The 14,292-nt window shown below is 56.6% G+C and carries 21 protein-coding genes; 3 read left to right on the forward strand and 18 right to left on the reverse strand.

The annotated features are described in order from the left end of the window. Positions 1 to 29: 29 nt before the first annotated feature. The 6 genes from OES25_13935 to OES25_13960 all read right to left on the reverse strand — a co-directional run bounded on the left by OES25_13935 (position 30) and on the right by OES25_13960 (position 3,323). Entirely contained in the window at positions 30 to 332 is a 303-nt protein-coding gene (locus OES25_13935; protein ID MDH3628742.1) for a hypothetical protein, read from the reverse strand. Positions 333 to 351: 19 nt separating this feature from the next. Beyond that, a complete protein-coding gene (locus tag OES25_13940; GenBank protein MDH3628743.1) occupies positions 352 to 648 on the reverse strand; it encodes a hypothetical protein in 297 nt (98 codons plus the stop codon). Between the two features lie 52 nt (positions 649 to 700). Next, a complete protein-coding gene (locus OES25_13945; GenBank protein MDH3628744.1) occupies positions 701 to 1,801 on the reverse strand; it encodes an NAD(P)-dependent alcohol dehydrogenase in 1,101 nt (366 codons plus the stop codon). 44 nt (positions 1,802 to 1,845) lie between these two features. After that, a complete protein-coding gene (locus OES25_13950) occupies positions 1,846 to 2,511 on the reverse strand; it encodes a metal-dependent hydrolase (protein MDH3628745.1) in 666 nt (221 codons plus the stop codon). A gap of 45 nt (positions 2,512 to 2,556) precedes the next feature. Further along, positions 2,557 to 2,781: a hypothetical protein gene (locus tag OES25_13955; GenBank protein ID MDH3628746.1), complete on the reverse strand. Its 225-nt coding sequence runs from the start codon at positions 2,779 to 2,781 to the stop codon at positions 2,557 to 2,559. 74 nt (positions 2,782 to 2,855) lie between these two features. Next, positions 2,856 to 3,323, reverse strand: coding sequence for a hypothetical protein (locus tag OES25_13960; protein ID MDH3628747.1), 468 nt, complete (start codon positions 3,321 to 3,323; stop codon positions 2,856 to 2,858). A gap of 139 nt (positions 3,324 to 3,462) precedes the next feature. Between OES25_13960 and OES25_13965 the strand changes: the two genes are divergently transcribed. Beyond that, positions 3,463 to 4,128: a hypothetical protein gene (locus OES25_13965; protein MDH3628748.1), complete on the forward strand. Its 666-nt coding sequence runs from the start codon at positions 3,463 to 3,465 to the stop codon at positions 4,126 to 4,128. Between the two features lie 73 nt (positions 4,129 to 4,201). Here the strand turns inward: OES25_13965 and OES25_13970 are convergent, their stop codons facing one another. The 12 genes from OES25_13970 to OES25_14025 form a co-directional block, all read right to left on the reverse strand. After that, positions 4,202 to 5,176 (reverse strand): endonuclease/exonuclease/phosphatase family protein, encoded by a 975-nt coding sequence (locus OES25_13970; protein MDH3628749.1) that lies wholly within the window; start codon positions 5,174 to 5,176, stop codon positions 4,202 to 4,204. 299 nt (positions 5,177 to 5,475) lie between these two features. Next, positions 5,476 to 6,420 carry a beta-lactamase family protein gene (locus OES25_13975; protein ID MDH3628750.1) on the reverse strand — a complete coding sequence of 315 codons (945 nt, stop codon included), beginning with the start codon at positions 6,418 to 6,420 and terminating at the stop codon, positions 5,476 to 5,478. Positions 6,421 to 6,501: 81 nt separating this feature from the next. Then, complete coding sequence (locus tag OES25_13980; GenBank protein MDH3628751.1) at positions 6,502 to 6,987, reverse strand: nuclear transport factor 2 family protein; 486 nt, start codon at positions 6,985 to 6,987, stop codon at positions 6,502 to 6,504. 880 nt (positions 6,988 to 7,867) lie between these two features. Beyond that, positions 7,868 to 8,311 (reverse strand): hypothetical protein, encoded by a 444-nt coding sequence (locus tag OES25_13985; protein ID MDH3628752.1) that lies wholly within the window; start codon positions 8,309 to 8,311, stop codon positions 7,868 to 7,870. A 67-nt stretch (positions 8,312 to 8,378) separates the two neighbouring features. Then, a complete protein-coding gene (locus tag OES25_13990) occupies positions 8,379 to 8,852 on the reverse strand; it encodes a DUF6265 family protein (GenBank protein MDH3628753.1) in 474 nt (157 codons plus the stop codon). A 128-nt stretch (positions 8,853 to 8,980) separates the two neighbouring features. After that, positions 8,981 to 9,271 carry a hypothetical protein gene (locus tag OES25_13995; protein ID MDH3628754.1) on the reverse strand — a complete coding sequence of 97 codons (291 nt, stop codon included), beginning with the start codon at positions 9,269 to 9,271 and terminating at the stop codon, positions 8,981 to 8,983. 258 nt (positions 9,272 to 9,529) lie between these two features. After that, on the reverse strand, positions 9,530 to 10,090 hold the full coding sequence (locus tag OES25_14000; protein ID MDH3628755.1) for a cysteine hydrolase: 561 nt from the start codon (positions 10,088 to 10,090) through the stop codon (positions 9,530 to 9,532). 109 nt (positions 10,091 to 10,199) lie between these two features. Beyond that, positions 10,200 to 10,604, reverse strand: a complete 405-nt coding sequence (locus tag OES25_14005) for a nucleotidyltransferase domain-containing protein (GenBank protein ID MDH3628756.1) — start codon at positions 10,602 to 10,604, stop codon at positions 10,200 to 10,202. Between the two features lie 69 nt (positions 10,605 to 10,673). Beyond that, entirely contained in the window at positions 10,674 to 11,096 is a 423-nt protein-coding gene (locus OES25_14010) for a nuclear transport factor 2 family protein (GenBank protein MDH3628757.1), read from the reverse strand. A 232-nt stretch (positions 11,097 to 11,328) separates the two neighbouring features. Continuing rightward, the gene (locus OES25_14015) at positions 11,329 to 11,616 is read right to left on the reverse strand and encodes a HigA family addiction module antitoxin (protein MDH3628758.1); all 288 of its coding nucleotides are present in this window, start codon (positions 11,614 to 11,616) and stop codon (positions 11,329 to 11,331) included. Between the two features lie 13 nt (positions 11,617 to 11,629). Then, complete coding sequence (locus OES25_14020) at positions 11,630 to 11,920, reverse strand: type II toxin-antitoxin system RelE/ParE family toxin (GenBank protein ID MDH3628759.1); 291 nt, start codon at positions 11,918 to 11,920, stop codon at positions 11,630 to 11,632. Between the two features lie 231 nt (positions 11,921 to 12,151). Next, positions 12,152 to 13,408: a hypothetical protein gene (locus tag OES25_14025; GenBank protein ID MDH3628760.1), complete on the reverse strand. Its 1,257-nt coding sequence runs from the start codon at positions 13,406 to 13,408 to the stop codon at positions 12,152 to 12,154. Between the two features lie 223 nt (positions 13,409 to 13,631). Between OES25_14025 and OES25_14030 the strand changes: the two genes are divergently transcribed. Next, positions 13,632 to 13,964, forward strand: coding sequence for a type II toxin-antitoxin system RelE/ParE family toxin (locus tag OES25_14030; protein MDH3628761.1), 333 nt, complete (start codon positions 13,632 to 13,634; stop codon positions 13,962 to 13,964). Further along, a complete protein-coding gene (locus tag OES25_14035; GenBank protein ID MDH3628762.1) occupies positions 13,957 to 14,268 on the forward strand; it encodes a helix-turn-helix domain-containing protein in 312 nt (103 codons plus the stop codon). The genes OES25_14030 and OES25_14035 overlap by 8 nt, the downstream gene beginning before the upstream one ends. Positions 14,269 to 14,292 lie beyond the last annotated feature (24 nt).

A 14,292-nucleotide genomic window follows, 5' to 3' on the forward strand; every position in this document is an offset into this window, starting at 1 on the left:
GTCGGCCTGGCGAGTTAGCTGCCGATCGCTCATCGCACCCAAAGAGTCACAAGAACAATGATGATGGCCACAATGATGATACCCAGAGTTACCATCCTACGACGCGCTTCAGACGATTCTGCCGCTTTCAAGTCCAGGTAGTACTTGCCACTCGTCACTTCGATCATCACACCGCTATCCACAAGGGCCTGGAAGACGGCTGACCGATCACAGTGGATCTCCTCAAGAGCCACAGCTCTCGCTTGTTCCGTGGCACCTGCCTCCTGGAATCGCCGGAGGTATTGAGCCTGCTTTCCAGCGACGATGGCGGCAAAGGTAGCGGCGGTACTCATGCTTCACCTCTTCGTGTAGCTAACGTTGTTCGTCATGCGCTTCTGGCCATGATGCGAGGATCTCCTGAGCACACTTCAGGTCCCGAGAGGGGTCCGTGGGAAGACCCATCGTAACCGTGCGGACGTATTCAAGATGGGCGGCGAGTTCCGACTCAGATGTTCCAGCGGTGAGGAGTGACACGATGCGCGGCGCATAGGAGTCGTACTCATCGACCGGTGAGCCCTCTCCGACCATGACCCCGATTGGATCCCATTTCCGAAGGTGGGCCTCTACCCGACGTACCACCTCCATGGCCTGCGTTCTTCGACGTGTCATTTCGAGATCCTTCAACATGTGTTCTCGGTGCTTCTCCGGAGCCACGCCATCTCTAGGTCCCATTGGGACGAAGCACAGCCTTGATCACGGCCCCTTGCTCGCTATCGGCTACGGCCTTGTTGATCTCCTCGAGTGGGTAGTACTCGATCAAGCGGTCGATCGGGAAGCGGCCCTGCAGGTAGAGGTCGACGATCTGTGGGATCAAGATCTGCGGAATCGCGTCGCCTTGGATGATCCCGCGAAGTGTCCGGCCGAGAAGAATCGTCCAGGGATCGAGCGACACTTCCTCCCCAGGTGGAACCTGTCCAACCATGCCGCACACACCCAGGGGCCGCAGCGCATCCACCGCCTGTCGGATGACCTTCGTGACCCCTGTGCTCTCGAAGGAGTAGTTCACTCCACCCTTGGTAATGCGCTGGATCTCTTGCACGGGATCCGCCGAGGCCGCATTGATGATGTGCGTGGCCCCCAGCTCCTTTGCCAAGCGGAGCCGGTTGTCTTTCACGTCGACCGCGATGATGGTGGTGCATCCGGCGACACGCGCCGCCATGATGGCACACATCCCGACGGCTCCTGCGCCGAAGGCGGCGAGACTCGAGCCGGGCGCGCAGCGAAGCGATGTGAAAATGGCCCCGGCGCCCGTTTCGACGCTGCAGGCGAAGGGGCCGAGGATGTCTAGCGGAACATCACGGCGCACTTTCACGAGGCTTTCTTCCTCGCAGAGTGCGTGCGTGGCGAACGACGATTGGCCGAAGAAATTGCCGTGAACTGCGTCTTGCCCCTTGCTCATGGTGGGGCTGCCGTCGGGCCGGTCGAGCCCGAGGCGAATACGCATGACGTCTTCACAATATGGCGTTCTCAATAGACACGCCGGGCACTTGCCGCAGGTGTTAAAGCCGATGACGACGTGGTCGCCCGGCTGGACGGTCGTGCAGTGAGACCCCACCTGCTCGACGACCCCGGCCCCTTCGTGTCCGAGGACGCACGGCATTGGAACCTCGTAATCGCCATCGCGTGTGGCGAGGTCCGTGTGGCAGATGCCGGAGGAGACGACGCGCACGACGACTTCGTTGGCTCTGGGCTCTTCGAGATCGATCTCGTCGATCACGAACGGCTGTCGTGCGGCTTTAACTACGGCTGCCTTGATTCTCATCGTGCGTCAAACCCCCTCTCGTGTGTACATCGGAATGCATTGGCCTAAGGTGTCTTCTCGTGAGCGACCTCTCGGTGCCGGTCAATCCAATAGCCCCATCCTACGATCAGCCATTGAGCCTGGCCGACCCACGCCAGGGCTGTGACGCTGGGAGGGGGCTCGCCGAACACGTTGCCGGCATAGACAAGCAGGAGGAACCCGACCAGAGCCCAGAGGCCAACGATGCCGATGCGGTCTTTGGGCCGGGTCAGACGGAGATACAGGCTGACGCCGATGGCGAAAACCGCCAACTCGAGTACGAGGGTCGCGATCGTCGAATTCCACAGCCCGAGGCCGAGCCGGAGGTCGGTGCCGGGTGCGAGAGGGAGATCGGGACGGTGTACGAACAGGTCGAGAATCCAGTGACTCAGTAGGGCGGCTCCGCAGACCCATGCACCCGTTGAGTAACGGCGGACGACGTAGTACGCGGCTCCGAACATGACGGCCCAGAGGAGGACCGCCAGGAGGCTGTGGGAGATCGGATAGTGCGTGAAATCGAGGGGCGTGACGCGCGTGACGCCAGGGGAGATGACCACACGCTCGATTCCGACGAGCAGGAGTGTTGGCCACAGGAGGTCGATGAACTGCGACGCAAGAAAGAGCGAGCCGAGCGACACCTTGGGAGCTGCAGCCTTGGCTCCGAAACCAACACCAAAGTGACCAAGGAACATGTCTGCTTAAACCTCCGGTTGGGCGACGGATGGCCGCCCATTTCGCTAGATCAACTCGCCTTTCTCTCGCTTTCGGTAGCCGAGCAAGCGCGCTGGCAAAAACAAAACGGCATGCAAGAAAGCAAACACGGCATTCACGCCGATGCCGAACAGCCGAAATGGCAACGAGAGCACCCATATCACCGGCCAAAGAACCAGCGCCAATAGCGCCACTGGCCAACACAGAACGAACAAGATGCACCAGCCGATAAGACCAAGAAATGATTTCAAGGGAACCCTCCCACTCTGTCTCATGGTAACCGGAGATTATGGCAATCGACCGGATCCGTAATGCTCCGACAGGTTCATCTGCCGGCCTGCCTGGACTCGGATGGCGACTCTTCGCTCGATCCCGATGAGCCGCGGACCGCCAGGAGGACCAAGAAGGAATACGCCAGAACGAATGCACCATGAATGACGATGTCGGGCCACGGATTGCCGATGAGCCATTCTTGCCCGATGCCTCGATAGCCGTGGATGCCAATCCAGGCGTGGCGCGCAAGCATCACGAGCGCGAGACCCAGCGCCTGTCGTCGCGGCATGAAGGCGGCGCACAGGCATACGAGCCCGATGACCACATAGAAGACTGAGAGCCCAGACAAGGCCGACATTGTCACGGGACTCGTCCCCGGATCCTCCAGATCGACGATGGTGGCGTAGGTGGAGAGGGGATAGAGCCACGAGGCGACGCCAAAGCCGATCGACAGAAGCGCATCGATCCCGAACACGACAAGGCCGAGTCTCGAGCGTCGCACTTCCGGGAGGTTAGTCATGCCTCACTTCCAGCCCCGCTGCGGCCGGACGCCGCAACCATGTGTCGATCTATCTTACGCCACCGTCGTGACAATGCGGGCCGTCAAGTGCAAGACTTTGTTAGTCGGCATCACCTACAACCGAGATCAAGTCTGACACATGGCGTTCGTAGCGAGCCGGTGTACACTCGGAGAGCAAACTTGGAGGGCTCTTCCGGTGAGAATAAGTTTCATATCTGTCGTCCTCGTCGCGTCTTGCCTGTCGAGCGGTGCAGGCGAACCACAGCAGCCAACGGAGTCTCCCCACGTATGCCAATCGGCCGGCAATCCTGACGGTCCCGTCGTCGAATCCATCAATGTGCACGGCCTGAACCGCATGAGCGAACCGGCCTTTCTACACGCGCTGGGGTTGGGGTTCCGTGCCAGGTATGACCTCGAGCACCTTCAGTCCCGTCTTGACGTCCTTTGGGACCTCGGGTTCTTCGAGGAGATCGACTTCGACGCAATTACTCTGGCGTCAGGAGACAAGGTCCTAACATTCACGGTTCGGGAATTGGCGCTGGTGCAATCGATTACGTTCGATGACACGAACGTTCTCGATCCTGAGCTCGCTCTAGACCGATTCGATGATTTAGCGTTGAGCGCGAGGTCCGGAAGACCATCAAACCTTCGCAAGCTTCCGATTGCTGAGCAGGCCGTCCGGGACCTCCTGGCCGATTGCGGTTATCTCGATTCTACGGTCAATGCAGAAGTAATCGACGTCACGGACGCCGTGGTCACGGTTCATTTCAGTATTGACGTCGGGGAACCCGTAAAGGGTCGTTAGTAAGGGGCTGGCCACGCGGCAGATTGAATCGAATCGCTCTGGAGTTTCTCGAGTAGCAGTCCGGCTGCAAAACCTAGTCAGGCTGTGGCCCCAATAACGAAAAATCGACGATCACTGGGTAATGATCCGAGCCATTTCGCCCTCCGATCTCTTTGTCGAGGATCTTGATTCCGGACGAATAAAGACAATGGTCGATCGGAATCAGCATCGGGAAGAGGTGGGTCGGCCAGGTAGTTTGAACTCCATGTCCTCGCGAAGCATCTCGTAGCCCAGACTCCCGGATCAGCTTCCTGAAGTGATACGACCAGGGGGAGGTATTCAGATCACCGAGGACTACGACAGGAGCATCCAAGCCTGCAGTGACCCGTGGTATTTCGGCAAGATGCCGGTCTCTCATTCTGGCGTACTCCGAACCGACCGGTGGAAGCGTGTGGGTTCCTAAGATAAAGAATGCGCGCCCATCCAGAGCGAACTTCGCGAGAATCGTTGGTACACCGATATTTCCAACGTCGAGAATGTTGCTATCAAGAGGGGCGTCCTTACTGAGCAGCACCATCCCAAAATTATCTTCTCTTGGCTTACTTACGACGTGCGGATAGCGGTCTTTAATCGCGTTGAGCGCTTCGGACCAACGCTGGTTGACCTCCTGAATCAACACGAAGTCTGGGTCGTGTCTCTTAATACCGGCAAGCACGGCGGCGTGGTCAGTATTACTGCTGTGCACGTTAATCAGCATCGCGCTCAACGGCCGACCTTGCGAACCAGGTTCAGATGGCGTTCCCATGTAGAGCTGAAGTACGAGCACGAGGTTGAGAAGTGCCATCGCAGAGAATAGACCTGCGAGCCGATACGATCGAGTTGCAACAAGGGCAGTCGCCACGACAACGAGGGTGACGAAGTACTGGACGCGGAAATGTGAGGCGAGATCTAGAACCCACGAGAGTTGGCCGGCCAGGCCGGCGATCGAAGCGATCGTCGCAACTGTGCCCGCAGCAGATAGCAATCCGACGACGCCAGGCTTCTTGCGGAAGAAGGAGTGTTTAGTCAATCTGATATCAGTCTAATGTTCGTGTTCAGCTGCGGGCGCGGCGCATGCGCTTGTTACGAGGCACTGCCTAATCCGACTTCATCATCAGAATTATATAAGCGACCACGCCTCCGGCAATAACTCCAACTCGAATTCCAATGACTGTATTATCGAGCAGCCCGCCTACCAACGCTCCAAGTGCTCCACCTACTAAAATGCAAGGGATGGCAGTCTTGAGATTGGTGGCGATAGTCTTTCGGGAGAGTCTAGGCATGCTCGTAGCTCTCAGTGAATCCACTTGCAGCATTATACGCTGGCTATCAGGTGCGTGCGTTTGTTGGGTGGCGTGCTCGCGGCGCTCTACTCCGCGTCCAGGAATAGGATGGCCGTATCGCCGCCGAGAATGCTTCGTCCGTACGTGCTCCGGTTTCTGCCCAACGGTACAGAGCCTGGTCCCACTTGAAGAGGTCTTCGAGTGAGGCGTAGATCCCTCCGGCTCCTACGAGCCAATTGCCCCAATGATCATCGGACTCCTGCCATCCACCACCATCCTCGATCGGAGCGTAGCCAATAGCCCGATTCGGGATTCGCTTGCTCGGTAGGTCGCGTACCGCTGCCGTAGTCATTCCGAGCGGTGTAAAGATCTCCGCTTCGAGGAACTGCGCGAATGTCGTTCCGGAGACCCGTTCTACGATTAGAGCAAGCGCCTCATATCCGGGATTGCAGTACTCAAAGCGATCGCCCGGTGTGAAGACCGGTTCACCCCACGCCTCGTAAACCGAGAAGGCTTCGGCGTTCTGAAGGGGAGCCTGGCGTCCGTCCGCCGTGGCCATTCCCTCGAGAGGGCTACCGTTACCGTAGTAGTCGGGGAGACTGGACGTGTGGTTCAGCAGGTGCCGGACCGTGATGCCCGGGAAGCGTCTGAGCTCAGGCACCCACTCCGTGACGGGAGAGTCAAACGTCAAGGCACTCTGTTCCTCGAGAATCACGATGGCCATTGCCGTGAACGCCTTCGAGACCGACCCGAGACGAACCGGAGTCGAAGGGCTCATCATCGACCCATCATCAAGGTCGGCGACGCCGTATCCCGCGGAATGCACGACGGCTCCGTCACGTACGACCATGACCGATGCGCCCGGGGAATCATCCGCGGCAAAGTGCGCGAACATCGAGTCTACCTGTGGGTTGCCGGCGACCGGCTCTGCTCCGCCCCCTCCTCCACACGAGACGAGAGACAAGATCACGGCCGCCAAACACCAACGCATCGCGAGTCCAGGTGTGGACGATCGAGTTGTCGAATAGTGTGGCATAGAACTCCCCGGATGGTTCAACGCCATATTTCCCTATTAGTCCTGCTTGATGGGTTCTTGCAGCCACTCGCGAGGATCGTCGTTCCAGGTTAGCAGCCGAATACGCCACTCTTCAGCGCGTTTCACTGCGACTAGGACGTAATTCCCCTCGGGGATCGTGGTTCGAATACCGTCGTACTCCCAAGTGAGGACCGAACGGCCCCGGACGATAGCGACATCGCCGGACACAACGATTTCCTCTGTATTCCTGGTCCAGGCGGGGACGACTGTCGGCGGGTACACCGGGTTGAACCAGAAGTCACGGATCGCCGCACGACCCACGACCGGCGTATCGCCGTGATGCGGTACGAGCGTGGCATCCGCGGTAAACAGTGACATCACACCATCGGCGTCGCCCGCGATCCACTCGCTGGCGTAGGCTTGGTCCAACGCTCGGAGCGCGACTACATCCGATTCCCCATCCACAGGTGAGGACTGGCAGGACACAGTTGTCGCGGCTACGACAGTGACGACGAGTGTCATCGACAACCTTGCGTGATGGTAGTTTCTCAAGAGCTTGTCCGTTGCGGTCTAACGTTGCGAACAACTTGCGAACCAAATGGGCGCGAACCGTGCATACGCACGGGCCGTGACGAGTTGGTTCGAAGGTTCATCCACGTGTCAGGCATCCAACCCCGGGGTTTGAGCATTGGCGACGGTTTGTGAAGCCATGTTCAACCGTACGATCTTTGAGAGTTCTGCTGACGGCTCGTTTGGATCCGGTCCCCGCACCATGGATACGAAGTTCCGAACAATCTGCACCGGCGTCACAACCAACCCCAACGGAAATCCCCACCAACCAATTGCAAAAGAAACCGCCGCGTCGCTCAACTGCTCTTTGATGCCACATCGACGGCACGAAATGTGAGGGGTGCTTTGCCACGACGTAAATATCAACGCCGACCACACGTGGTGACTTGTATGAACATCGACCGGTCCACTTCCTTGGCATTTCGGGCAGGGACCTCGATGAACTTGCCACACAGCTTGCTGAACTACACTCTCCGGGACTTGTTGCGAAGCGACGAGTAACGCACCTTGATTGTGGCACTTCTCGCTGCAAAACCGAAGCTCTTTGTCTCGGACGCCGCCGAAGATAATAGTCGAATTGCATAATTCGCACTTGGCCATCTCGACCGTCTCTTCCGGTATGCCTAACGTTGCCTTAACCTTCGGGCGCGACCGTTGCGCACGCAAGGGGCGTGGCCGTCTGGTGCAATTCTATGTTATCTGGCCTTTTCTCCGCCTCATCTTATGCGCCGACCGCTGTCTTGCTCTCCATTCGCAAGTCGCTGAGTGAAGCTAAGAGCCACCAGTAATCGGTGGCTAGCCCCGCGACCGTGGCAAGCTCGACCGGAAGGAGCTAGCGCTGCCATAGGCCGTGTTGTATGTCGCCCTGGATCACGATCGCAAATGTGCCGTGTTGCCCTTGTACGGTCGGAGGATAGGCAATAGTCGCGCCGGAGTCCTCGGCTTCCTTGACTGCTTGTTGGATGTCTTCGACTGCGATGTAGGTTCGCATGATCGGCTGCTCATGCTCCGCCAGCGGTTTCCGAATACCCACCAGAGTTCCGTCCCCTCGAGTCGCTATACGGGCCTGTCCGGCATCGGGGTCGGGGGGGCCAAACGAAAGACCGTGCACGCGCTCGTAGAGCTGAGTCAATGTGTCTACGTCGTTGCTGACGATTTCTAGGTAGCGAACGGCTATCGGGGGATCCCCCTTTCCCTTACCTGCGATCGCTGGAGATCCCAATGAAGTTGCCACCAAACCTAGTACCATCAGAATAGAAGTCAGTTGATTCGTCACAATGGACCTCGTTATGTCCGGATAATGTTGGCTTTGCAGGTGAAAACTCTTGTTAGCCAGCCGTACTTCAATTGTTAGTGCACTCTACGCGACTGTACAAAAACTCTATTCGTCGCTGTTCCCCGTTTTGAATTCCTTCGATCCACGCCGTCAACGAGTCGGATGAGTTGCGCCGATACCCAATACGCTGCGGAAAGTCATGAGTCAGATTTTCGAACACTACAGCGGTGTCACGTATATCTTTAGAATGAAAAGCGGCGGGAGCTTGCCCCGAAGGATATGCTTCATAAACTAGGCGGCTACCCTGTTCACGAATGACGATGGTTTCGAATGCGACCAGACTGTCGGCGCGAACGGTGCGACTAACTCCCACCATGCTTTTGCCGAGCGGCGACATCCAATTTTCCTCAATTGTGGTCGTCGGAGACGCCGATTCCCAGCAGCCCTGCAGCCATGCGAGACGCTGAATACCCGCAATTTGCGGCGCGCTACTCTCGGCAGCACCAACTAAGATGAGTAGAGCGGCAACCGCGACCTTCATTCATTTCTCCTCAGCAACCGCGCGTTGTCTTCGCCTGGCTAACGTTGTTTTCAGCTGCGAGCTGACTTGGCGGGGACCGTTCACATGCACGGGCCATGGCAAGGCAGATCGGCAGATGGAAGACGTTGTTATACGCCACCACGCTCAATGACGATTACCTGACACTCGAAGTATAAGGCGTTCTCTGGCTCCGTTTCGAGGTTATCGGCAAGATGAACTCTGTATTGACCAGGCATCGTGAATACCAGCAACTGCACTCCAACTCCATCTTTATGCAGCGTGCCGGCAATAGTGGAGGTGTCCAATGTGATCTTTTCGGCTTCTGCGAATTGACGCTTCCCTAGTAGAGGTTGGATCGCACCTGACCCTTGAAGATAGAACCATCTCCCCAGAGGATCGCTAACAGCCAATTCATCCAACGATGGATTCGGAATCCTTATTGTTAGAAGGTCGCCCAAGTTGATCCGAGCAGGAGAGCATAGTTCTGATGTAGGTCGCGACATGCCCCCAGCCTCTAAGGCGGGAGATAGTAGGACAACCACGAGGACTACTATGAACTTTGATATTACATTTCTCATGTGCGTATAACGTTCTTCGGGTCAGCTGCACGGTGGCCTGGCGCGGCCCTGGCGCCAGCCAGGGCCGTGACGAACGGCTTTGTCGGCTGGAAGCTCTTGTTAGGTGGCATCGGCAATTAACGAACCGATTTGTTCGTTACTCATGCTTCTGGCGAGCTTCCCGTCCATATACCTCCACGATACCTCGTGATGCTCGCCATCGTGCGACTCAATACAATCGCGAGCCAGAACAATCTCGTAATCTCTTTGATATGCATCGATAACCGTGGTTCTTACGCATGCATGCGTGTTGATTCCAGCGATTATTAGCTGAGCCGGCTGTATCCGATCAAGCAAACTGTCAAGGTCGGTTCCGAAGAATGCGCTGTACCGTTTCTTTACTACGAGATGATCAGATGCTTGATAGTCAAGTTCTTGCAATATCGAAGCGCCTGGCGTTCCCGCAATCACGATGTGAATTGTATTCTTTTTGACCTCGAGCAATGCATCGCTCAAATCAGGCGCGAATTCTTGTTTTACCCATACGACGTGAACCCGTCCTAAGCGACAGATCTCAACAAGGTCGTTTACGTGCTGCGTAAGAACAGCTCGGCGTTGAGAAAGTCTCTCATGCGCGAAGAAGTCCTCCTGCATATCGATGATCAGTGCGGCGCAACTCATGAAGACCTTTCAGTGCCACCTAACGTTGCCTTAAGCTGCGGGGCGGCCCGGCGCGGGCGTTGCGGACGCATCGGCCGTGACAGGACGGACCGGCAGCTTCAAGGCGCTGTTAGGCGGCAGCTGCGATCTCAGCATCTCGCAGAAGATCGCCCGGGTCATAGAGGATGCGCATGCCATCCGAGATCACCCTTTTTGTCCCCGCATCGAGCGGGATGTTAGCCCACTCCAACGAGCTGAGACAAAATTCTACCTCCAGCCCATCTTCGTAGACAACTCGCACAGCACGAACCACTCCATACTCCTCGGGCACAGCCTGACGCACCTCACCAAACCGTGCCACCCAGTCTTTGCGATTTGCCAACGCTGCTGGTTTCTCGCAGAGAACAACCAGATCAACGTCCGAGTCCAGACGAGCAGAGCCGCGAGCATGAGATCCGACAATGGCCAGCCCCAACACATCGGAGCGTGATTCGGCCCACGCTGAAAGATCATTTAAGAAGTTCGCAAGCTGCATCGTGTTTCTACCGCCAAGCGTTCGGTTCAGCGGCGGGCCGTGCAACGGACCGTCCGCTGCAACCGGTTGTTAGGCGGTAGGCTTGCGCTCACCGCTGACCCCGTTCATCTGGCGTTGGTACTCCGCCTCATCGTAGTGCCCTTTCGATTCTACGATTAGGCCATTGTCACTAAGCACCCACTCCTCGTACCCGCTGATTCGAACGGACCTGCCCGTTCCTCCGGGGCCGGTATTCGTTCCCGTCCACGTCCAGTGAAAGGTCGCGTGGCTCTCTCCCTGGCTCACGGAGTCCATCGTAACGACCATGTCGGGAAACGCCTCCATAAACCCCCTGGCCTTGGCGGCAATCGCCGTGCGTCCAACAGCTGGATCACCCGCATTGACGGTGAGGGATCCCTCCTCGACATAGAACGACGCCAGGTTTTCCGGGTTCTGGCTGCTCCAGGCTGCGGCATAGCGAGTTGCGAAGTTGGTCAACTCCGACTGGCTCATCGAATTCGTCCTCGTAGCGCAGGCAGCTAGGCCGAGAAGGATTAGTGCCACAAGCAATGATGTTCTCATGGACCGACTGATGTTGATCACCTGCTTCTCACTTCCGGATATCCGCCTAACGTTGTTTTCAGCTGCGAGCTAGCTTGGCGCGGACCGTGCGCATGCACGGGCCGTGACAAGATAGATCGTCAGTTGCAAAACTTTGTTAGCCGGTGCGCCGCCACAGAACACCTTAGCCTGCCCGCCGGACCTTTCGGATCGTCTTTCGGGGACGGCTCAAAGCTAGATCGTGATTCGTCTGAAGATTGACCCAGAATTGTGGTGTCGTGCCGAGTGCTTGTGACAAAAGCCAGGCTGTTTCTGGAGTAATACCACGCTTGCCCCGGACGAGCTCGTTCACTCGCTGGACGGACACACCGATGTGGCTTGCGAACGCAACCTGAGTTACTCCCAAGGGCTTCAGAAACTCCTCGAGCAGGATCTCGCCCGGGTGCGTCGGAATTCTGTGCTTCGGTAGCATCTCGTCTCCTGAACTAGTGATAGTCGACCACGCTCACTTCTTGAGCATCTCCATCAACCCAGCGAAACACAATTCTCCACTGAACGTTGACCCGAATACTGTGAAACCCGTCCAAATCACCACGAAGCGCCTCCAGTCGGTTGCCTGGCGGAGATCGCAGATCCTTGAGTTCCCTCGCGCCGTTCAAAACATCCAACTTCCGGAGTGCTGTACTACGAATATCGGGAGGAAACTTCCTAATCGCCTTGCCACGTTCACCGTGATACAGCGCCGCGGTCGCTTTGTCCCCAAAGGAGACGATCATCCACGGAACTCCATGGAGCTATTTTACTGCTTTAACGGTATCCATGCAAGGCCTCGGTTCTTCAGATCCGTCTAACGTTAAAGATCAGCTGCAATTGCAAGTGACGGGAGGCTTGGCGTAGCCAAACGAGCGGCTTTTGCAATTGTCAGCTCCATCTTTTTGTTAGGCATCAGCGCGCTTCACTTCAAGAGCCTGTATTCAAATGGCATTCCAACCCGCAGCCATTAGCGGTCACTGCGTCTCCAAGAGTGGGCTCAATGCGATGGATGCCGGACCCTCGCCGGTGTGGAGTACATACGGACTTCGAACCAACTTCATCCCTGTGACGCTGTACACATCGATGTGGTGTGCCATGTTCGCTTGCACAAACAGCATTTCACCATCAGGACTGAATTCAATTCCCTGCGGTACGAATGCCATTGGGAGATAGTAGAGGAGCTGCATCGGCGATACGGTGAGGTCGACGACCGCGAGATGTCCAACGTAGGGACCATCAATGCAGGTAATCACCGCAAAGTCACCGCTTGGATGAAAGGCGGCACTCTCGAGCCCCTGTGCGACACTGGGGATCGCCTCAGTCACCTTTGGAGTTTCGAGTGTCATGTCAATACTAAGCACGGCGTCGAGCGGTGGCCTGGCTGCTAACCCTAGACCATTCAGGACGAGTGCGCGTGAGCCGTCCGGACTGAAACGAGGTGCGAAAGGCTGATCGATTTCACCCACTTCCGGATCGACTCCGATCTGCAAAGCATGACGGACAGTGTTGCCTTCGAGTACGAAGAGGTGCAACTCGACTTCCGCCGAGTAAGCGATTTGTTCGGCAGCGGTGACAATAATGGAGTGCCCGTCGGGACTTATCGCAAAGGATATAAAGTACAGTGGAAACGGCTCGCTCTGTGCCACAATTTCCAGCCCACCGGCCTCGACGCTTATAAGATGGATTTGATGATCGCTTATCGCGATTAGCGTTTCTCCGTCGGGGTGCGACGCAACTTGCCAGGCATGATCGGGGAGTGGCAACGTCGCAACCACTGGCAAATCAGGAGCGTCCAGGTCAACGAGCGAGATCTGGCTTGGCAGGCGCGTGTTTTCCGCCTGGCCCCAGGGATGATATGTGATCGCGGCGTACTTTCCGTCCAGTACTATGGCGGAGAAGGGTGCGCCCGCGAATGTGTTCGGTACGGTCCCGGATACCGTCCGTGTCAACGGTGGCGCATCCGGAGAAAGATCAATCACAGTGATCGAATCGGGCAACTCTTCTCCGCGCTGCCGGTTGGAATCGCCGTCATTGGCGCTGACAATGCGAATCGGAGACGACGAGACAACATATGGCGGACCGACGATGCCAGAACGGTCGACGGTAGTGCAGCCGGTACCCAGTGCTGCAACTAGCCAGAGCAATGTCAGGGAGCCACGCTTTCGCCGAGTTAGCCAGCCACTACAGTCATGCTTCGGATCGGTAAGGGGCGTTTTCAGGATTGTTCTCACGAAATCTACTTGTTTGGCGAGTGTCGCCTTTGGGTCATCAACAGTCAAACAATTGGGAAAGGCAAACCTGCATGCCTAACGTTGCCTTAAGCTGCAGGGCGGTCTGGCGCGGGCCTTGCGCCAGCAAGGGTCGTGACAGATCAGACTGACAGCTTCAAGGTGTTGTTAGCCTCTGGCGATACTAATTCTTGACAATATGTCATATTAGACATAGTATATATCAGTGAGCCCGAAAGATAAACCACTGGTGTGGCTCGAAGGCGAAGTTAAATCGCCGCCGTTCGGAAAGTCTGCCCGATTGGAAGCTGGATTTCTTTTGCGACAACTGCAGCGGGGCGAGGCGCTTGTAATGCCACACTCCCGAGCCATGCCGACGATCGGAACCAGGTGTCATGAACTTAGAATCGTTGATCAAAATACTACGTGGCGAATTATTTACCGATTGACACCCGAAGCCGTGATTATCGCCGAGGTGTTTAAGAAGAAAACGGCCCAGACGCCCAAGGCCGTTGTTAAGGCAGCAAAGAGGCGTCTGAAGGACTATGACGATGCGTAAAAAAAAGAAGGAAGCGTTAGAGAAGAAGGGCTGGAAGTTCGGCAACGCTGAGGACTTTCTAGATCTCACACCTGAAGAAGCTTTGTACGTTGAGATGAAGTTTCGATTGAGCGAAAGTCTTCGCAAGCGTAGGCAGCGACGGAAACTCACGCAGACCGACTTCGCGAAACTCATCAAGTCAAGCCAATCTCGCGTCGCGAAGATGGAGACTGGTGACCCTTCTGTATCACTTGACCTTCTTATTCGTTCGCTCCTTGCTCTCGGCGCGTCGGAGAAAGATCTGGCCAAGGTGATTACTTCCTAGCGGTATTTCCATCTGGCTAACGTT

This window comes from Acidobacteriota bacterium, from assembly GCA_029861955.1.
In the GTDB taxonomy this organism is placed as follows: Bacteria; Acidobacteriota; Polarisedimenticolia; order Polarisedimenticolales; family Polarisedimenticolaceae; genus JAOTYK01.